Source organism: Haloferax prahovense DSM 18310 (assembly GCF_000336815.1).
In the GTDB taxonomy this organism is placed as follows: Archaea; Halobacteriota; Halobacteria; order Halobacteriales; family Haloferacaceae; genus Haloferax; species Haloferax prahovense.
In genome coordinates, this window is the sequence record NZ_AOLG01000058.1 from 85,286 (window position 1) to 104,966 (window position 19,681).

Annotated in this window: 15 protein-coding genes; 8 read left to right on the forward strand and 7 right to left on the reverse strand. The window is 64.0% G+C overall.

Annotated features, from left to right (window positions below; genetic code table 11):
• Nucleotides 1-197: 197 nt before the first annotated feature.
• Nucleotides 198-2,324, reverse strand: a complete 2,127-nt coding sequence (locus C457_RS18915; RefSeq protein ID WP_008097170.1) for an ABC transporter permease subunit — start codon at nt 2,322-2,324, stop codon at nt 198-200.
• Nucleotides 2,325-2,531: 207 nt separating this feature from the next.
• On the reverse strand, nt 2,532-4,628 hold the full coding sequence (locus C457_RS18920) for an ABC transporter substrate-binding protein (RefSeq protein WP_008097178.1): 2,097 nt from the start codon (nt 4,626-4,628) through the stop codon (nt 2,532-2,534).
• 154 nt (nt 4,629-4,782) lie between these two features.
• On the opposite strand from C457_RS18920, the gene C457_RS18925 reads away from it, so the two are divergent.
• From C457_RS18925 to C457_RS18935, 3 genes are all read left to right on the forward strand, one after another.
• Nucleotides 4,783-5,025, forward strand: a complete 243-nt coding sequence (locus C457_RS18925) for a hypothetical protein (RefSeq protein ID WP_229722663.1) — start codon at nt 4,783-4,785, stop codon at nt 5,023-5,025.
• A gap of 490 nt (nt 5,026-5,515) precedes the next feature.
• Entirely contained in the window at nt 5,516-6,571 is a 1,056-nt protein-coding gene (locus C457_RS18930; protein ID WP_008097182.1) for an alpha/beta hydrolase family protein, read from the forward strand.
• Nucleotides 6,572-6,688: 117 nt separating this feature from the next.
• A complete protein-coding gene (locus C457_RS18935) occupies nt 6,689-8,227 on the forward strand; it encodes a glycoside hydrolase family 28 protein (RefSeq protein WP_049913730.1) in 1,539 nt (512 codons plus the stop codon).
• Nucleotides 8,228-8,275: 48 nt separating this feature from the next.
• Here the strand turns inward: C457_RS18935 and C457_RS18940 are convergent, their stop codons facing one another.
• Nucleotides 8,276-9,652 carry a DUF362 domain-containing protein gene (locus C457_RS18940; RefSeq protein WP_004041218.1) on the reverse strand — a complete coding sequence of 459 codons (1,377 nt, stop codon included), beginning with the start codon at nt 9,650-9,652 and terminating at the stop codon, nt 8,276-8,278.
• A gap of 23 nt (nt 9,653-9,675) precedes the next feature.
• Nucleotides 9,676-10,824, reverse strand: coding sequence for a Gfo/Idh/MocA family protein (locus tag C457_RS18945; protein WP_008097186.1), 1,149 nt, complete (start codon nt 10,822-10,824; stop codon nt 9,676-9,678).
• Between the two features lie 375 nt (nt 10,825-11,199).
• On the opposite strand from C457_RS18945, the gene C457_RS18950 reads away from it, so the two are divergent.
• The 5 genes from C457_RS18950 (at nt 11,200) to C457_RS18970 (ending at nt 16,743) form a co-directional block, all read left to right on the forward strand.
• Nucleotides 11,200-13,299 carry a hypothetical protein gene (locus C457_RS18950; protein ID WP_008097188.1) on the forward strand — a complete coding sequence of 700 codons (2,100 nt, stop codon included), beginning with the start codon at nt 11,200-11,202 and terminating at the stop codon, nt 13,297-13,299.
• 84 nt (nt 13,300-13,383) lie between these two features.
• Nucleotides 13,384-14,490 (forward strand): Gfo/Idh/MocA family protein, encoded by a 1,107-nt coding sequence (locus C457_RS18955; RefSeq protein ID WP_004041221.1) that lies wholly within the window; start codon nt 13,384-13,386, stop codon nt 14,488-14,490.
• 103 nt (nt 14,491-14,593) lie between these two features.
• Nucleotides 14,594-15,361, forward strand: a complete 768-nt coding sequence (locus C457_RS18960; protein ID WP_008097189.1) for an IclR family transcriptional regulator — start codon at nt 14,594-14,596, stop codon at nt 15,359-15,361.
• Nucleotides 15,362-16,040: 679 nt separating this feature from the next.
• A complete protein-coding gene (locus tag C457_RS18965; protein ID WP_004971567.1) occupies nt 16,041-16,226 on the forward strand; it encodes a hypothetical protein in 186 nt (61 codons plus the stop codon).
• A gap of 115 nt (nt 16,227-16,341) precedes the next feature.
• Entirely contained in the window at nt 16,342-16,743 is a 402-nt protein-coding gene (locus C457_RS18970; protein WP_008097190.1) for a hypothetical protein, read from the forward strand.
• A 29-nt stretch (nt 16,744-16,772) separates the two neighbouring features.
• On the opposite strand, the gene C457_RS18975 is transcribed toward C457_RS18970, so the two are convergent.
• The 3 genes from C457_RS18975 to C457_RS18985 are packed head-to-tail and all read right to left on the reverse strand — an operon-like array spanning nt 16,773 to nt 19,681.
• On the reverse strand, nt 16,773-17,906 hold the full coding sequence (locus C457_RS18975; RefSeq protein WP_008097191.1) for an ABC transporter ATP-binding protein: 1,134 nt from the start codon (nt 17,904-17,906) through the stop codon (nt 16,773-16,775).
• 10 nt (nt 17,907-17,916) lie between these two features.
• Entirely contained in the window at nt 17,917-18,783 is an 867-nt protein-coding gene (locus C457_RS18980) for a carbohydrate ABC transporter permease (RefSeq protein ID WP_008097192.1), read from the reverse strand.
• Nucleotides 18,784-18,787: 4 nt separating this feature from the next.
• Complete coding sequence (locus tag C457_RS18985) at nt 18,788-19,681, reverse strand: carbohydrate ABC transporter permease (protein ID WP_008097194.1); 894 nt, start codon at nt 19,679-19,681, stop codon at nt 18,788-18,790.

Genomic DNA, 19,681 nt, shown 5'->3' on the forward strand with positions numbered 1-19,681 from the left:
CAGGATTACGAGTATCACGAGGCCGAGCAGGTACCGCGTCGTATTTCCTTCTTTCTCCACTTTCATGGTTGAAGTCCGTTTCGTAGGTCGATAGCGCGTGTGTTAACCTTTTCCCTGAGACAGCGTGGCACGACCGCTCTCGGGTCGAGATAATCGAAAAAAGCAGCGACGCGAAACGGACCGGCTGGTCCGGTTGGTTAGTCCGCGGCCGATGCGGCACCGTCGCCGCCTTCCGAGCCGCCGCGACCGCCTTCCATGTCGTCGGTCGAGACGGTGGCCGCGTGCCGCGCGCGGAGGCGGGGGTTGAACAGTCGGTCCGTCCCCTGCGCGAACAGCTGGAGGCCGTACGTCATCGTGACGATGAACAGTATCGGCGCGAGCAGCCAGTGGAAGCGGTCCATGCCGGACAGCGCGCCGCCGTTGCGGGCGATGTTGAGGACGACGCCCCAGTTGCTCGTCGTGAACGGCAGCACGCCGATGAAGTACAGGCCGACGGACTCCATCAGGATGTTCCGCATGGAGCCGACAGTCCCCATCGTCAGCATCGGCATGAGCCGGGACATGACGTTCTTCGAGAGGATGCTCGACGTTGGCAGTCCGAGCACCCGCGAGGCCTCGACGTGGGACTCACTGCGGATAGTGAGCACCTGCGAGCGGAGCTGTCGGGCCAACCGTGGCCAGTTGTCGATGGCCAGCACGACCCCGACGAACACCGGGCTCTTCGGTTCGAGAATCACGGCGAGGACGATGACCAGCGCCAGGCCGGGGATGTTCATCATCACGTCCGTCACCGTCATGAGCACCTTGTCGATGACGCCGCCGAGGTAGCCGGCCGTGACGCCGAGAAGGATGGCCAGGCCGAGCGTCACCGCCGCGCCCGACAGCATCATGATGAGCATCGGGCGGGTCGCGAGCACCTGCTGTGCGAGGAGGTCGCGCCCGATGTCGTCGGTGCCGAGCGGGTAGCGCATGTTCTCCAGCGGTTGCAGGAGAATCGGCCCCTGCATCGGCCTGACCTCGGGGACGAGGAACTGCCCGAACAGCCCGAGGAAGCCGAAGATACCGAGGATTATCGCGCCGACCCGCGCCCGTGGCGAGGTCCAGATGATGCGGAACGGGGTCAGGAGGCTCTGGTCGATTCGCTCTCTGATGTACTCTCCGCGCGAGAAGTCGGAGCTATCGACGTCGAAGCTCATCGCGCCGCTGGCCGAGATGCGGTTCCCTTCGATGCGGTCGTCGATGGTTTCGGTCTCGTCCGCGCCGCCGCCCCGCAGGCGGTTGACGAACCGCTGGAGCGTTTCGCGGTACGACCGCGAGTAGGACTCGCGCTGGGTGTGCCCGGCGCGGGGGTCGATGAAGCCGTAGGTGAAGTCGGCGATGAGCAGGCCGATGACGGTGACGATGGTAAACAGGATGACCGCCGCCATGACCGTCGTGTAGTCCCGCGCCATCGTGGCTTCGTAGAAGTAGAAGCCCATGCCGCGGTAGCGGAATATCTGCTCCATAATGACCGACCCGCCGAACAGGCTGGCGAGGCCGGCCATGAGGCCGGTGTACATCGGCAGCATCGAGTTCCACCCGATGTACCGCAGTTGAATCCGGCTGTCGGGCAGTCCCCTGAGTTCCGCCACGTCGACGTAGTCCTCACCGATGATGCGGGTACAGTGCGCGCGGAACTCGAGGCCGCCCCACGAGGTCAGCGCGAACGACATGATGGGCAGCGCCGCGTGTCGCAGCACGCTGGCCATGAACTCGATGTTGAACCCGGGCGTGAGCGCGTTGTCGTACCGCCCCCCGTTGGGGAAGAACTCGGTACCGAATCCGAGCGTGAAAAGCAGTACGAGCCCGACGATGTAGTACGGGACGGCGTCGGAGAAGATGACGAAGTAACTCCCGACCACGTCCCAGGTGTCGCCCTCGTGGACGGCGAGGAAGCCGCCGATGAGAAACACCATGATGGTGCCGATGACGAGGGCGAAAAGCGAGACGAACATCGTCCACGGGATTGCCGGTCCGAGCACGTTCCAGACCGGGTCCGCGTAGAAGATAGACCGTCCGAAGTCCAGTTGCGCGACCGATACGATGTATTCGACGTACGCCTGCAGCATCGGCTTGTCCGGGTTGATGTTCGAGTACATCTCGACCATCTGGTTGAGGCGGGTCGACGAAACCGCCCCTCCGGACCGCTGTCTGATCTGCGCGGCGATGTAGTCCATCGGCCCGCCGGGAATGAGCCGAACCGTCACGAACGAGAACGTGATCGCCGCCCAGACCGTTATCAGGGCCTGCGCTATCCGGCGCACGTAGTAATTTTTCTCGACCATCCTTGCTAGTTCTTACCTCTCATGTGGGTACTTAATCATTATGAATAGGGCTACTTTCGTCCGCACTCGACCGAACCGACCTCGCCGTCGTCGCGTCCGGAGGCGGCGCGTTGCGCCTCCGGACGGGGAGTTCACCGTATGGCTGATACGTTCTGACTGACTCGGTGAGACGACGGTTTCTCGTTCAGGTGGCGGCGCTCGGCGCGGTTACTGGCCTCCCTCCGCCGGGTGGAAGTATTCGGTTCCCATCTTGGCCATGTACTGGCAGTAGGAGTACTGACCGATCTCGACGATCTCGTAGCGGTACGCCGGGTTCAGGTTGTCGTTCGGGGGCTTCGTCGCCCAGTTGTCGTGATTCAGCCAGTAGCCGCCCGTGCCGCCCTCCTCGTTGATGAGCATCATCGGCAGCGACTGGTTGAATATCCACGAGACTTCCGCGACCTTCTGTCTGCGCTCTTCGTCCGACATCTGCGTCCGGAGCTCGTTGAGCTTGTCGATGACGTCGACTTCCTGGAGGTCACCGGCCGGGTCGCCGATGGGGTACGGAACCTCGACGACGCGGTCCATCGCCCAGCTGTCGTTGCTCGGAAGCGGCTGTCCGGACAGCGACTCCTGGACTCTGAAGGAGTTCGAGAAGCCGAGGAACGGCGGGCCGGACTTCGCACCGCCCCAGTTGTCGAACAGTAACTCCCAGTCGCCGGACTCCATGGTCTTGCCGGCGCGGATGGTCGCTTCCTGTGCGGTCACTTCGGTCTGGAGACCGAAGTCGTCCAGGTAGGACTTCGCGATCTGTGCGAACCGTAGGGCCATCGGCTCCTCGTCGGATGTCGCCGTGTAGAACCGAAGGGTGACGTTCTCCCCGTTCGGGTCCTTCCAGCGGTTGCCCGACTTCGAGAAACCGGCGGCCTCGAGGAGTTCGGTCGCCCGCTGTTCGTCCACGTCGTCTTCCGTGTGGGCGTACCGCTCGAGCTTCGCGAGGTCGCCGCTCGGCCAGTTCGAGTTCCCGCCGAACCATGGCACTTCCTTGTCCTGCCCGATGCCGGACGGAATGCGGTCTTCGACCCAGTAGGTGCCGTAGTCCGGAACCCACTCGACGAGCGGCTTCCGGGGGACGATGTGGTGAATCGCCTTCCGGACGCGCGGGTCGCCGGTGATGTCGCTCTGACAGTTGAGCAGGACGCCCATCGCCCCGCTGCGCATCTGCGGCGTAATCTGGTCCTCGGAGAGGCTGTCGGCCGGCCCCCACCCGTTCTCCTTGAGCCGGTCACGAGCGGACTGCGACTCCGGCGGGTAGCTCACGTCGATGACGCCCTCCTGCATCGCCTTGGTCCGCTGTTGCTGGTTCGGGTAGCGGTGCCAGTCGAGGCTGTAGTCTATCATGTCGCCCGTAATCTCGCCGTTCGACCACTCGGCGTCGCTGAAGGGGCTGACGTAGTCGTCGTAGGGTTCGAAGTGCGCGACGTTCTCCTCTCCGCTGACGAACTCCCAGACGGAGTTCCCCGGGACGTTCGCGTTGTCCCAGACGTTCTGTTGAACCGCCTGCATCATCTCCTGCTGGGCGGAGGTCCGTTCCGATTCGGTGGTGGCGTCGTCGAACATCTCGGCGTACTTCCCCCAGATGTCTCGGTGCGCCCAGAGCCACGCGCGGCGTTTCATGTGACCGAACTCGAATATCTCCCGGCTGATGTCGGGCTCGACCAGGTCGAACGTGAGTTCGTACTTCCCGGTCGTCTCCACGTTCTCGTACAGCGGTTGCGCGCCGTAGCCCTTGTGGACGGTCTGCATCAGCTTGCCGATTTTGAGCTGGGTCGCCACGTCCTCCGCGGTCAGGTCGTCGCCGTTGTGCCACGTGTAGGTGTCGCGGATGTTCCACGCGACCTGTCCGTTGTCGGCGTACTCCCAGTCCTCGACGACCATCCCTTTCGTCTTGTTCGACACCTTGTCGTGGACGGCCAGTTGGTCGAACATCGCCCAGTACCACCGGAACGAGAAGTTCGCGGCGTTGCCGTACGGATTGAACCGGGCGTTCGTCGGCGCGAGCGAGATGATGTGGTCGAGCGTTCGACCCGACGACTGGCTGGTCGAATCGCCGTCAGTCGTCGTGCTCCCGCCGCCACCGCCTTCGTTCTCGAGCGGCGTCGGCGTATCCTCGTTCCCGCCCTGACTACAGCCAGCCAGCGCAGCGGCGCCGGCCGTGGCACCGAACGCGTTTCGAAGCAGACGACGGCGCGTCTGTGGCGATACGTCTTCCCACTCGTCGTCGCTGATCCACTTGTCGGACTCAGCGCTGCTTTGCGAATCCATCACACAGTACCCATTATGACTATCCCATATATACCCATCGATAATGGTAATTATCTACTGACATTATTCGATTACGCGGCCGCGCCCGTGACTCTCGCGACGCGCGGGGCGGTCCCCCAAAGGACTATTATCCCGTTTTGCGAAATCGCCGGTAATGGGAACCTCAGAACGGTCGTACTTCAAATGTTGGATTTGCCGAAAGAAGATGCTGTGGACGAGCGTGCTCTCGTTTACGCTGCTCATCGTCGTCCTCGGCCTCCTCGCGATGACGGGCATCGAACGCGGGACCGCGTCGTACGTCGTCCTCATGATGGACTTCGCCCTCGCCGGCGTGCTCCTCGCGACCGTCGGCGTCGTCTTCTGGCGGTGCGGCTACCTGAGTGACGCCCTCGACTGAACGCTTTCGGCTTTCTGTTTTCTCTCGTCGTCTCTCCCGACTCGGCTCATCACTGTTCTTCATATCATAGTATCACTTTCATCGCTATCTCGCCGCTGTCTTCCGATTTTCGTTCCTAATTTGTAATTGAGATGTTAGTTTTTGTTCGCGTATGGGGAACTCAACATCCGAATTCGGTTGGGCGTCCTCGCTGAGTGGCGTCCCAGTCGCCGCCGCGAACATCAGAATCGTGGCATTTGTGGCCTCTACTAGCGGAAATGGGGATTGACTCGGTTCGCCACGCGCCGTGACGACGCTACAACCGTAATGCTCATTCTCCCGATTTCAGGTCGGTTCGTTCTCCATCGAAAACGACCGAAAACCGACGAGTGATGGGTTTTACGCCCGATTTCATTCGCATTTAGGTTTGTTCGCCTACGGGGAACAATCCTCCGATCCGCGACGTCGACACGCACTTGTGAACCCGTTGCGTTCGTCGGAACGACACCGAATGACTGGCTTCGACTACGACGACTGGTTCGACGACGTCCTCCGAGCGACCGACGGCTCGGCCGCGTACGCGGGTGAGACAGGACAGGAATTCGAGGCGTGGCAGGAGTCGTTCCGCGCCGAACTGCGCGACGTGCTCGGATTTCCGGCGATTCGCGACAGCGCCGTCGAGGACATCGACCCGAGGCGACGGGAGCATCCGGAAGCGACGGTTCGACACCGGAGTTACGAGCGACGGACGTGGAGCGTCCGCACCGAACGGGGGTTCCGCGTCCCGTTCTACCTGCTTCTCCCCGACTCGGTGGACCCGCCGTACCCCGTCGCCGTCGCGCTTCACGGCCACACCGAACACGGCAAAGACCTCGCCGCCGGCGTCGCCGAGGGCGAGGCGGCCGGCCGTCACATCGCCGACGACCGACGAGACATGGCCCGACAGGCGGCCCGGCGGGGCTTCGCCGTCGTCGCTCCCGACATGCGCGCCTTCGGCGAGCTGTCACCCGACACATCCGACGACTCGGACTCGTCCGACGCCGTCAGCGCGTGTACGCGCTGGCAGAAGCGCGCCCAACTCCTCGGCCGGTCGCTCGTCGGCGAGCGCGTGTGGGACGTGCGTCGTCTGGTCGACTTCGTCGAGGGGCACTCCGCGCTCGACGCCGACCGACTGGCCGTCTGCGGCCACTCCGGCGGCGGGACCGTCGCGCTGCTCGCGGGCGCGCTCGACGACCGAATCGGGCACGTCGTCGCCTGCGCGTCGGTCTGTCCGTTCGAGGACTCCATCGTCCCCATCGACCACTGCCTGTGCAACTACGTCCCCGGCCTCCGACGCCTCGGCGAAGTGTGGGATATCGCCGGCCTCGTCGCTCCGCGGTCGCTCCGCATCGTCGCGGGCGAATCCGACCCCATCTTCCCGATAGCCGGGACGAGACGGGCGTTCGACCGCATCCAGGGTCGGTACCGCGCTGCGGACGCCGAGGGAGAGTGCAGCCTCTTCGTCGGCGACGGCGGCCACCGCTTCTTCGAGGCCGGCGCGTGGCCCTTCCTGCGCGACCGACTCTGAGTCGGCGTGCTCTCTCCGCCCCCGCTTCCGTCTCTCGTCTCGCCTCTCGTCGCCGATTTCGGTGCGTCGTGGTACCTCGGCACAACGTTTATGAACGCGCTCGCGGATGCTTCAGGCGTGACTCTCGAACAGCGGAACGTGCGCGACTACGGTATCGAAGACGACGATTCGCTCGACACGGCGGCGATTCAGGCGGCGCTCGACGACTGCGCCGGCGAGGGCGGCGAGGTGTATCTCCCGCCCGGGACGTACCGCAGCGCCCCGCTCCGCGTCGGCGACGACACGACCTTCAGACTGGCAAACGGGGCGGAACTCCGGTTCGTCCAGGACTTCACCGAGTTCCCGACGGTCGAGAGCCGCTGGGAGGGGTGGGACCAAGACGGCTTCCACCCGTGTCTCCACGTGGCCGACGCCTCGAACGTCACCATCACCGGCGAGGGCATCATCGACGGCGGCGGCTCCTACTGGTGGGAGTTCGTGTCGTTACCGCCCGAGCAGTACCCCTCCGAACTCGCCGCGCGACTCGAGGAGATTCGAAGCGGCAACCAGCAGGACGAGGTGAGCACGTTCACGGTGCGCCCGCCGCTGCTCCAGATAGACGGCTGTGAGAACGTGACCGTCTCCGGCGTGACGCTCCGGAACTCCCCGTTCTGGAACACGCACGTCGTCTACTCCGACGACGTGACGATTCACGACGTCTCGATTCAGAACCCGCCGGACGCCCCGAACGGCGACGGCATCGACATCGACTCCTCGCGCTTTGTCAGGGTCAGCGACACCCACATCGACGCCGGCGACGACGCCATCTGCCTGAAGTCCGGCAAGGACGAGCAGGGCCGCGAGGTCGGACGCCCGACCGAGAACGTCGTCGTAACCAACTGTACGGTCGAACACGGCCACGGCGGCGTCGTCATCGGGAGCGAGACTGCCGGCGACGTGCGGCACGTCACCGTCACGAACTGCACCTTCACCGACACCGACCGCGGCATCCGCATCAAGTCCAAGCGCGGCCGCGGCGGGACGGTCGAGGACCTCCGGTTCGACACCATCATCATGCGCCGCGTCGCCTGCCCGTTCGTCATCAACGGCTACTACCAGACGGACATCGACAGCGACCCCAAGCCCGTCACCGAGGCGACGCCGAACGTCCGAAACGTCGACTTCCACCACATCACCGCCGAGGAGGTCGAGTCGGCGGCGTTCCTCGCCGGCCTCCCCGAACAGCGGTTCGAGGGAATCTCCTTTACCGACGTGGACATCGACGCGACCCGCCCGTTCGACGCCTCGGACCTCTCGCCGGCGATGGCGAAGGGGTACGACCAGCGACACGGCGTCTTCTGTAAGTCGCTCGGTCGCGTCTCGTTCAAAGACGTTCGCGTGACGGTCCCCGACGGGAGCGGGACCCCGCTGACCGCGGAAGCGAGTTCGACCGTCGTCCTCGACGGTTTCGAGGCCGAGGCGGACGAGGGGCCGGCAGTCGAGGCAGACGGCGTCGAGAACCTCCGAATCGGCGGCTGCGTCGCCCCCGACGACGGCGAGCCGTTCGCCCGCGTCCGCGGCGAGAGCGACGGCGAGTCCTCGGTACTCCTCGCCGGCAACTACGGCGACATGGACGAGGCCGTCGTCTCGGTGCAGCCAGAAACGGTCGAGCGGTAGGCGACGCCCGACGCACTCGTTTTTCCGAAAAAGACGCGCTCGCGTTCTTCAGTCCCGGAGTGACGGCGCGGCGAACTGGCCGTCCTCGAACGCTATCGGTGTGGGATCTTCGACCACGCGCAGGTCGTCTCGCTCGCGGGCCTCCTCGACGAGCGCCGGCGAGGCGTACAGCCGGTGGAGATGCATGGTGTCGGCCGCGCGGACGACCCGGACCGTGTCGGGCTCGACGACGCCGATTGTCGACAGCGCGGCGACCACGCCCGCGCGGTCGGTCTCGACGACGGGCGGGAGTTTCACGCCGCGGATGGTGCTCGCGGTGAGCGCGTTGATGAGCGTCGTCTGCGCGTCCAACTCGGCGACGATGTCCTCGTGAATCACGTCGGCCGACCCGACGCCCATCGCGTTGCCGTGGGTCTTCTCGGTCAGCCCGTGGGTGTAGATGCGCTTGATGTTCGGCTTCTCGGGCGCGGGCTCGTTGATGGAAAACGGTCGGCGGCCGATGACGTTCGTGTCCATCCCCTGCCCGCTAATCTCCTTGCCCTGTCGGTCGAACACGACCAAATCGAGCTCCTCGAACGGGAGCTTCGGCATCAGTTCGTACGCGGTTTCGAGCAGTTCGCGCTCGCGGTCGAGGAATCCCGACGGGGGGACGCCCTCGATGAGCGTGGTGTCGTCGTGCTGGTCTTCCACGATGGCGACGCCGCCCACGATGGGAAGCGAGTCCAGCAGTTGCTCGGTTATCTCGGGAATCATCCGTCGGAACGACCAGTCGACGGCCCACTTGTGGGCGATTTGCGCGCCGCGCTGTTTGCCCATGCCGATGACGAGCATCTTCGACAGCCCGCTTTCGACCTCGCCGTCGAAGTCTGTGTGGGGCTTGACGCGGTTGATGGGGATGATGGCGTCCGCGCCCGCGGCGTTGGCGTCGGCGACGACGGGCACGTCGCGGTCCGGCGTGCGCCCGACCTCCACGACCTCCATACTGGACCGAATCTCGCAGCCGATTCGCTCCTCGGTGATGCCGAGTTCGTTCAGCATCTCCCGCTGTCCGTCGCCGGTCGCGCCGCCGTGGCTCCCCATCGCGGGGAAGACGAACGGCTCGTAGCCCGCCTCGGAGACGGCGTCGACGACGCCCGCGACGATGTCGGGTATGTTCGCGATACCGCGGCTCCCGACGCCGAGCGCGACCTCGCCACCCTCGGGAACAGCCGCGAACGACAGCGCGGCGACGGCCTTCGCGGCCGCCTCCGGAACGTCGGCCGCCGGAATCGGATTCGTCTCCCAGACCTGTTCGATGATACCTAACTCGGGGAGAGAGGGGTTACCGCACGCTTCGAGGATAACGTCTTCCGGGACTGAGAGCCAGTCTACGGGGTTCTCGTCGCCATCTGTGTGCATGCGGAACTCGACGGCCGAGTTCGACATAAAACTGTTCGTCGGGGGCCTTTCTACACGCTGAGGTCGTCGAGGACGACGCGGCGGCCCTCCTCTGAGGACCGATAGCTCGCCTCGGTGAGCTGGACGCCGCGCGCCCCGGCGGTGAAGTCCCACGGGAACGGTTCGTCGGCGACGACGTGCCGGATGAACTTCTCCCACTGGAGCTTGAACGCGTTCTCGAACACCTGATTGTTCGGGACGCCCGTCCAGTCCTCGTAGAAGTCGTGTTCCTTCGGCGTGTCGGGGTTCCACTCCGGCTTCGGCGTGTTCGCGTGGCCCTGCGTCTTGCAGTCGCGCAGGCCGGCGACCGCGCTTCCCTCGGTCCCGTCGACCTGAATCTCGAGGAGGTCGTCGCGGTTGACGCGGACGGTCCACGAGGAGTTGAGCTGGGCGACGATGTCGTCTTCCAGCTCCATGATAGCGTAGGCGGCGTCGTCCGCGGTCGACTCGTAGGGCTCGCCGTCCTCGTCGATTCGCTCGTCGATGTGGGTCTTCTGGAGACAGCGGACGGACTCCACCTCGCCGAAGAGGTTCTCCAGCACGTAGCTCCAATGGGAGAACATGTCGTCGACGATACCGCCGCCGTCCTCGGCGCGGTAGTTCCACGAGGGGCGCTGTGCCTCCTGGCCGTGGCCGGTGAACACCCAGTAGCCGAACTCGACGCGCACCGAAAGGATGTCGCCGAAGAAGTCCTGTTCGATGAGTCGCTGGAGCTTCAACAGCCCCGGGAGCCAGAGTTTGTCTTGGACGATACCGTGTTTCACGTCGCTCTCTTCGGCCATCCCGGCCACGTCGAGCGCGGCGCTGAGGTCGCTCGCCAGCGGTTTCTCGCAGTAGACGTGCTTTCCGGCGTCGATGGCCTTCATGACGCTGTCCGGGCGGCGGGGGGTTATCTGCGAGTCGAAGTACACCTCGTCGTCGCCGTCGAGACACGTCTCGAGGTCGGGGTCGACGGTCCACCGGTCGATACCGTGTTCCTCGCTCAGTTCGCGGAGTTTGCGTTCGTTACGGCCGACGAGAAGCGGGTCGGGCATTACTCGTTCCCCGCTGGGAAGTTCCACGCCGCCCTCCTCGCGCAGCGCGACGATGGAGCGGATGAGATGCTGATTCGTTCCCATCCGGCCGGTCACGCCGTTCATGATGATACCTAGCTCTTGCATGTGCTGACTCGTTGCACCAATCTGCTGGTCGGAGTGTAATAACCTTTTGCATGGTTTCGGTTTCCACCGGAACGATTCGCGCGCCTGACCGTCGCCTGCATCCGCGAACCGTCGATTACGACGATGTCCGACAGAGCGTAATCGAGGACGTGTGTGAGTGAACGCCTCTATTCGAATATCCCGAATTTTATAAGGAATAGGCGATGTGTTACAAACATATTGGTGTAATATCTCATGTCTCATCTCGTCATTTCGAACCAGCGACGGCGTCATTCGTTCGACACTCTCGAACTTTATATGCTGTGTCGGCCTCGGTCCAGACTGCCATAAATTATAACAATCGTTGAATATGTTGTCTGTTCGAGTGATGCACTCATGAGACCCGACAGACGGACGTTCCTCCGCGTGCTCGGAGCAGGAAGTATCGGTGCGGCGACGACTGGCCTCTTCGGTGGCAGCGCCGCGGCCGCGACCGTGATTTCGATGCAGGGCGGCGGCGACGACATCTGGGGCACCGCCGACGCGTTTCACTACTACTATACGGAGCTGAGCGGCGATTTCGACGTCGCCGTCCAGAACACCGGCATCGACAACGTCGAAAGCTGGACGAAGGCGGGCCCGATGGTCCGCGAGTCGCTCGACCCCGACTCGAAGAACGTCATGGTCCGTCGCCGGCCCAACGGCGAGGCGTCGATGCAGTATCGGCCCGAAGACGGCGCTGAGACGGATAGCGTCGGCGGCACACCGGCCGACTGGCTCCGTCTCAAGCGAAGCGGAGACACGATAGAGACCTACCACTCCACGGACGGCGAGACGTGGACGTCGATTAACACGCTCGACGCCGCCGACATCTCGCTGGGCGACAGCGTCTACGTCGGACTGGCCGTCACCAGCCACCTCTCGGGGACGCTCGCGACGGCGACGTTCCAGAGTCTCTCGGGGGTCGACCCCGACCGGAGCCGCGATATCGGCGACGTCGAAGTCGCGGGGAGCGTGGAGAACACGACGGGCGTCCCGCTCGTCTCGACCGGCGACGTGACCGACATCGGCCCCGGGTCCGCCACGCTCACCGGCGACCTCGGCGACCTCGGCGGTGCCGATTCCGCAGAGTGTTACTTCGAGTACCGGGAGGTACCCACCGAGTCGTGGAAGACCACGGATTCGACGGAACTCACCTCGTCGGGAGCGTTCAGCGTCGACGCCGACGACCTGACGCGGCGTCGCTACTACGAGGTTCGCGCGGTGGCGGACACGGCCGACGGCGACACCGCTCGGGGTTCGGTTTCCACGTTCAGCACCACGAACCCGTCGAACAGCAAGGTTCCGGCCCACGCCGGCCCGGACAGCGTGTCCCACTTCGGACCGAGCGACGGGTTCGCCGAGGCCGCACCGTGGCTCGACGACGACACCCCGATCATCGTGATAACCGAACCGACCCGCCGCCAACTGGAAAAGGCGGTCACCATCGACGGCGAGCGACTGGTCGTCTTCGAGACCAGCGGAACAATCGACCTCGGCGTGCGCGACCTCCCGATTCCGTACGACAAGTGCTACATCGCGGGCCAGACCGCGCCCTCGCCGGGCGTCACCCTGGTCAAGGGTCGCGTGAATATCGGGGCGAGCGACTGCGTCCTCCAGCACGTTCGAGTCCGACTCGGCGACGCGGGCATCGAGGACGCGACCGAGGACTGGGCGCTCGACACGGTCAACACGGCCGACGAGACGACGAACAACGTCATCGACCACGTCTCCGCCTCGTGGAGCGTCGACGAGTGCCTCTCGGTCGGCTACGAGACCGCGGAGACGACCGTCTCGAACTGCCTCGTCGCCGAGGCGCTCGACGACTCGGTCCACCCGAAGGGCGAACACGGCTACGGGTCGCTCATCGGCAACGACGCGAAGAACGTCGCCATGCTGGGGAACGTCTGGGCGTTCAATACCGACCGCCATCCCAGACTCAAGGAGGGAACCGAGAGCGTCGTCGTCAACAACGTGATGTACGACTTCGAAGACGGCACCTGGCTTGACCCCGACACCGAGGCGAGCATCGTCGGCAACGCCTACCTCCGACCCAACTCGGACAAGGCGAACGTCTTCACCGAGGACGACGTGGACACCGCCGTGGCGTACCTCGAAGACAACCTCACCGACGGCGACGTGGCGATGGTCGACGAGAACGTGACTGTCGTCGATGAACGGCCGCTGTGGCCCGACGGACTGGCGGCGATGTCGTCGGACCGGACGTTCGACCACAACCTCGCGAACGTCGGCGCGCGCCCGGCCGACCGGACGGCGGCCGACGAACGCATTCTCGAAAACGTCGAAGGCGGGGAGAGCTACCTCGTCGACAGTCAGGAACAGGTCGGCGGCTACCCGGACCTCCCGGTCAACAGCCACGAGCTGAACGTCCCCAACGGCGGGACTCGCCCGTGGCTCCGGTCGTGGTCTCGTCGGGTTGAGACGCCGCAGCGCTAACCGCACGAGGCCGACGCACCGTCCGCCGCCGATTACCTTGCTTGTACCCGAATATTTTTAAATCATTTTCGGTGAACTACGTGTATGGGTACGAATATCGGATACATCGGTATCGACCACCACCACCGGGACCCCTACTTCGCGGTCGCGAGCGAGTTGGACGCGACGATTACCGCGGTCTGCGAGCCCGGCCGGCGGGTCGACGTGGAGAACATCGCGGCGATGGACGACCGGCCCGACGAAATCACGACCGAGGGACAGGACATGGCGGACCTCGTCGGCGGCGCGGCGGTCTACGAGGACCCACACGAACTCGTCTCCGACGCCGACGTCGACGTGGCGTGGATAACCTACCGGAGCGACGAGACGCCGGAAATCATCGAGAGCGCCGTCGAGAACGGCGTTCACGTCGTCAGCGAGAAACCCATCGCTCGGACCGCCGCCGACCTCGAAGACATCGCCGAGCGGGCCAACGAGCTCGGCGTGACCGTCTCGCCGACGATGTACTACCGGCGCAACCCCGTCGCGATGGCGCTCCGCGACCGAGTTTCGGAGGGCTTCTTCGGCGACGTGTGGACGCTCGACGGCCGCTTCAACGCCAGCCAGCTCTCCTACCGGGACACCGACCACTACCTCTACGACCGGGAGACGAGTCGCGGCGGCGCGCTCCAGTGGATTGGCCCGCACTGGGTCGACGTGATGCCGTGGATTCTCGACGACCCCATCGCGCGGGTGAACGCCCGGTTCCACGACGCGGTCGAGGCTGACGTGGAAGCCGGAGCAGTCCTCCAGTTCGAGACCGAAAGCGGGACGCTCGGGACGTACCACACCGGCTACTACCTGAGCGACCGCGGCAAGGACACGCACCTCGGGCTCTACGGCACCGAGGGGCAGGCGCTGACGCCGCTGCACCACGACTCGCTGCAGCACGAACCCACGGTCCCGCTCGACATCACCTCGGAACACCCCGACTGGACCGCCGCGCCCAAGCGGACCGTCGAGTTCGAGTTCACCTACGACCGGTTCCCGGCGTGGGGCGACTTCGTGCAGGACTACTTCGAGGACTACTTCGCGGGCTACGAGACCGGCGACGTGCCCGCGACGGCCGACGACGCCGTGCAGCTGCTTCGCGTCCTCGATGCGGCCTACGAGTCCGGCGAGCGCGGCGGCTGGGTCGAAGTCGAGGGGTGAACGCGCCCGACGACGCCGCGCCCGCCGGGCCACCCTGCGCCGCGGGGTCGACCAGCTGTTCGACTATCCTGAACTTTAAATGTATAGCCGAAAATATTGAGTCATGCCAACGGATGACTCGACCAAGACGCTCCGGACGACCGCCACCTCGATAGAGATTCTGAAGCAACTCGAAGCGATAGACGGCGCGCGAGTCTCCGAAATCGCCGAGCGGATGGACAAGCCCAAGAGCACGATTCACGGCCACCTCGCGACGCTCAAGCAGGAGCAGTTCGTCATCAAGGAGGGCGATTTCTACTTCATCGGCCCGGAACTGCTCCGATTGGGGAACCAAGTCCGGACGCGAGAGCCGGCGTTCGTCCTCGCGCGGCAGTTCACGGAGCGACTGTTCGAAGAGACCCGCCTCCGGTCGATTTTCACCGTCGAGATGGGGGGAAAGGCCGTCTTCCTGCACACCGCGTCGGGGAGTAAGATGGGGTGGTCCCACGAGCAACTCGGCAACCGACTGTTCCTGCACAACACCGCCGTCGGAAAGGCGATTCTCGCGGAACTCCCGGAGCCGCGCATCGAACAGATAATCGACCGATGGGGCCTCCCGCAGGAGACGGAAAACACCACCACCGACCGCGAGGCGCTGTTCGAGGAGTTAGAGCGCGTCCGCGAGCAGGGCTACGCCGTCAACCGCGCCGAGAACTTCAACGAACTCTACGCTATCGGTGTCGCCGCGACGCGCCGCTCGGGCGACGTTATCGGCGGGTTCAGCGTCACGGGGCCGGCCCACTCGGTGACCGGCGAGGACAGGAAAGCCGAGCTCGCGCACACGGTCAAAGACATCGTCAGCGAGTTCGAACTGGAACTCGCGCTCGCGTGACTCGGGTGGGACCGACTCGCGTCACTCGCCGCCGGCGACCGTTCTTCGGACGTTCGGAACTGCCGAACATTATATACTTACGATAGTTACAGCTGCTCTCTCCGCTGGATTATTACTGCGAATCAACAAATTACGCTCGTACGTCTGTAATATATTTTCGTAACGCGCCACCGTGGTGAGCGAGCGTTCGGATGCAGTGACTGCACGTGCTCGATTACGCCCGGCGCAATCTTACTATCGGATACTATACCAATTAACAATTTCATCAGAATAAATTTATTTCGGAGCTCCGAGGCGCTATCTATCGACTCGCGTTCGACGGCATCCGAGAAATCACTACTCGGTCGCTGAAACGGCGAAAATTACTAGATGGCCCGCTCGGACCGATTTTCGGCTCGGGCTTTCGGCACCGGTCGACACTGCCCCGAACCGCCACAGTTCGCCATCGAGAACAATCCGTGAACGTCGATCAAACGGTCATTACGGCTCGTTCGCCTCTCTCCGTTGTCTCCCTGTACTTCCGAACTACGAATCGAGGTTCGAGACGTCGCCTCGTGAAATATCACTTCTGAACATATAACGAATAATTTACTATTCTTTCGGTGTCTGCTCTCGGAATCCGCTGTGTTCGTTCGACGGCCGCCACCTTTTCTTCCGAGGAGTCGTTATCTCTGATGCTATGGGCGTGATGAGCAAGCTTCGACGGCTGCTCGGCCTCGTAGAGGGACACGAAGACGACGTCGCCAAGCAGATCGGAAAGCGAACGAAGGTGAGCGAGGAGAAGGCCAAGAAAGGCATCGAGAAGGCGACTGACGCGGTTGAAAGCGGCTCTGACGGCGGCTCGGGAGACCGGAGTAGCTACTGACCGACGGTGGCGTGATGGGCCGTGACGGGCCGTGACGGGCGGCCGGCCGGGAGGGTGCCCGCACCTGCACACGTTTCGGCGAACCACTCATACCGTTCGGCCGCCCACACGGATTATGCCCGAATCTCGCACGCCGTCGCTCGACGGACGAGTTTTCAAGTCGGTCGCCAACGCCGAGGGCGGCGACGTCGGCGGCGACACCTACTTCTGGTTCGACCAGTCCGACGACCTGATTCACGCGACGTACCGCGGCGGAACCGTCAGGCTGGGCCACCTCGTCGGTCTCCGCCTCGACGACACGCTCGACTTCCGGTACTCCCACGTCACCGAGGACGGGACGACCGCGACCGGCCACTCGACCGACCGCATCGAGCGACTGGGCGACGGTCGCCTCCGCCTCCACGAGGACTGGTCGTGGGACTCGAAACCGGGCTCCGGGACGAGCGTTCTCGAAGAGCTCACCGACGAGGAGCGGGCGGGGCTGGACCTGTCGCCTGACCCCTTCGACGGACAGTAGTGACGGGGTCCGTGCCCACCTCGCCCTCGTCAATCTGCTAGGGCGCTCTCGGTCTCCTGCTCGGGTACAGACGAGTGGTACACGGCGTCGCCGTCCGAATCGAACAGGTGGAGTCGGTCCGTATCGACGGCGAGTTCGACGGTGTCCCCGGCCGCAATTCGGCTCCGCGGCTCGACCTTGACTCGAATCTCCTCGTCGCCGAGGCGACAGTGCAAAAGCAGTAGCTCTCCGAGCGGTTCGGTGACCGTCACCTCGGCGGTGAACGACTCTGACACCCCGGCGCGGTTCGAGACGAGGGACACGTCTTCGGGCCTGACGCCGAGCGTGAGTCCGTCGTCGTCGATACCGTCGAGTCCCGAGCCGGCGGGAAGTGTGAGCGAAAGCCCCGGTGCCGTTGCGACGTGTTCATCCCCTCGCTGTCGGACCGACGCGGGGATGAAGTTCATCGCGGGCTCGCCGACGAACCCCGCGACGAACTGGTTCGTCGGGTAGTCGTACAGCTCCTGGGGCGCAGCGACCTGCTGGAGCCTCCCGTCTTCGAGTACGGCGACCCTGTCGCCGAGCGTCATCGCCTCCGTCTGGTCGTGGGTGACGTAGACGGTCGTCGTTTCGAGGTCGCGGTGGAGCTTGAGTAACTCGGCGCGCATCTGGACCCGCAGTTTCGCGTCGAGGTTCGAAAGCGGCTCGTCCATCAGGAACACGTCCGGTTCGCGGACGAGCGCGCGGCCGATAGCGACCCGCTGTCGCTCCCCGCCCGAGAGTTCCTTCGGTTTTCGGTCGCGGAGATGCGCGATGTCGAGCGTCTCGGTGGCATCTTCGACGCGTCGCTCGATTTCGTCGCGGGAGAACTCGCTCGCCGATTTCATGCCGAACTTCATGTTCTCGGCCGCCGTCATATGGGGGTACAGCGCGTAGTTCTGAAACACCATCGCAATGCGTCGGTCCTTCGGCGGCACCTCGTTGACGACGCGGTCGCCGATGGCGATAGAACCGTCCGTCACCGATTCGAGGCCGGCGAGCATCCGGAGCGTCGTGGATTTCCCGCATCCCGAGGGGCCGACGACGACGAGGAACTCGCCGTCGTCGATTTCGAGGTCGATACCCTTCACGGCGCGCACGTCGTCGTACGTCTTCCGTAGGTTCTGAATCGTGATGTCTGACATGGTGAGTTCGCTATTTCTGTTGGATGGTGAGTGTCCGCAGGAGCGGTCGGTGCAGCACGACGAGCACCACGAGCGGCGGGAGCAATGCGAGGACCGCACCGGCCATGATGAGCCCCCACTGCGTCAGCCCCGCCTGCGCGGAACCCTGGAGGTACCGAATCCCGACCTGGACGACTTGACTGCTCTTGTCGGTCACGACGACCAGCGGCCAGAGGAACTGGTTCCACGTGTAGATGAACGTGATAACGCACACCCCGGCTATCATCCCCCTCGACATCGGGATGAGCACCCTGAACAGGAAGGTGAGCGGGCCGACGCCGTCGAGGCGCGCGACCTCGACGAGTGAGGCCGAGATTCCCATGAACTGCTGGCGAAAGAGGAAGACGGCCGTCGCGCTCGCGATGTACGGCCCGGTCAACGCCAGGAGTGAGTTCGTCCAGCCGAGGTCGGCCATCAACTGGAACAGCGGGACGATTCGAACCGGCACCGGCAACAACAGCGTCAGCAGGATGAACATGAACACCGCCCGCTCGTACGGGAAGCGGTAGTAGACGAGCGCGAGCGCCGCGAAAAGCGAGAGCGTGACCTTCCCGACGACGACGATGACGCTCATCACGAACGAGTTCAGCATGTACGTGCTGAAGTCGTAGTTCACGAGTGCGTCCGAGTAGTTCGAAAGCCCCTTCGACCCGAGGCCGAGGTTCGTCACCTGATACACCTCCGTCGTCGACTGCGTGCTCATGATAACCGCGAGCAACAGCGGCGACGCCATCAGGAGAATCGAGAAGACGATGCCGCCGTGCAGCAGCACATCGTCGGGTAGTCGGTGGACGAGCCGTCTCGCGTCGATGTTCGTGGTGTCTGTTTCTGTTGCCATCTCGTTATCCTCCGTACCGCCCGTACCCCGACGCGAACCGAAGTTGGAGGTACATCAGAATCGACACGACGACGAACAGAATCACGGACTGCGCGGACGCCAGCCCGAGGCTGTTGAACTGGAAGGCGTCGCGGTAGAGCTTGAATATCAGGAAGTTCGTGGCGTCGCTGGGACCGCCGCTCGTCATCAGGTCCACGAGCGGGAACGTCGAGAAGAACGCGTATATCGTGTTCATGATGACGAGGAACGTCATGGTCGGTGCGATCATCGGCACGTACACCTTGTACAGCATCCTGAACCGACCGACACCGTCGATACGGGCGTTCTCAGTCAGTATCTCGGGGATGTTGCTCAGCGCGGCGACGATGAAGATGATGTTGTAGCCGAGCTGCTTCCAGACCGCGACGACCGCGAGTATCGCAAACGCCTGCGGGCCGTCGTTAAACCAGTCCAGCGTAAAGGGCGTCAGAAGCTCGAGGTAGTGGGTGAAGATGCCGAGGTTCGGGTGCAGGATGAAGTTCAGGAGAATCGCGGCGACCGCCGGCGGGAGCGCGTACGGCCAAATCGCGGCGACGAGATACACGGACGACCGGACGTCGACGGAGAATATCAGGTAGCCTATCAGCAGCGAGACGCCGAGCGTTCCGAAGACGACGACCGCCGCGAACGCGACCGTGACGAGGAAGCTGTACTGGTAGACGTCCGAGGTGAGCAGGCTGACGAAGTTCCCGAGCCCGGTCCACGTCTGTCGCTGTCCGAGGAACAGCGTCTCGTAGAGGCTGAGACGGAACGTCTCGAGCGCGGGGTAGTACAGGAACGCGACGAGGACCGCCGCCGTCGGGAGTAACAACAGCGCCGCCTGAAGCGTCGAATCGTACGGTTTTGTGGCAGTAGACAT

Bases quoted from the DNA above. Each gene is read 5' to 3' on its own strand.
- C457_RS18975 (WP_008097191.1), bottom strand. From the start codon at position 17,906: ATGTCAGACATCACGATTCAGAACCTACGGAAGACGTACGACGACGTG.
- C457_RS18915 (WP_008097170.1), bottom strand. From the start codon at position 2,324: ATGGTCGAGAAAAATTACTACGTGCGCCGGATAGCGCAGGCCCTGATA.
- C457_RS18930 (WP_008097182.1), top strand. From the start codon at position 5,516: ATGACTGGCTTCGACTACGACGACTGGTTCGACGACGTCCTCCGAGCG.
- C457_RS18980 (WP_008097192.1), bottom strand. From the start codon at position 18,783: ATGGCAACAGAAACAGACACCACGAACATCGACGCGAGACGGCTCGTC.
- C457_RS18945 (WP_008097186.1), bottom strand. From the start codon at position 10,824: ATGCAAGAGCTAGGTATCATCATGAACGGCGTGACCGGCCGGATGGGA.
- C457_RS18985 (WP_008097194.1), bottom strand. From the start codon at position 19,681: ATGTCTACTGCCACAAAACCGTACGATTCGACGCTTCAGGCGGCGCTG.
- C457_RS18950 (WP_008097188.1), top strand. From the start codon at position 11,200: ATGAGACCCGACAGACGGACGTTCCTCCGCGTGCTCGGAGCAGGAAGT.
- C457_RS18940 (WP_004041218.1), bottom strand. From the start codon at position 9,652: ATGTCGAACTCGGCCGTCGAGTTCCGCATGCACACAGATGGCGACGAG.
- C457_RS18970 (WP_008097190.1), top strand. From the start codon at position 16,342: ATGCCCGAATCTCGCACGCCGTCGCTCGACGGACGAGTTTTCAAGTCG.
- C457_RS18925 (WP_229722663.1), top strand. From the start codon at position 4,783: ATGGGAACCTCAGAACGGTCGTACTTCAAATGTTGGATTTGCCGAAAG.
- C457_RS18965 (WP_004971567.1), top strand. From the start codon at position 16,041: ATGGGCGTGATGAGCAAGCTTCGACGGCTGCTCGGCCTCGTAGAGGGA.
- C457_RS18960 (WP_008097189.1), top strand. From the start codon at position 14,594: ATGCCAACGGATGACTCGACCAAGACGCTCCGGACGACCGCCACCTCG.
- C457_RS18955 (WP_004041221.1), top strand. From the start codon at position 13,384: ATGGGTACGAATATCGGATACATCGGTATCGACCACCACCACCGGGAC.
- C457_RS18920 (WP_008097178.1), bottom strand. From the start codon at position 4,628: ATGGATTCGCAAAGCAGCGCTGAGTCCGACAAGTGGATCAGCGACGAC.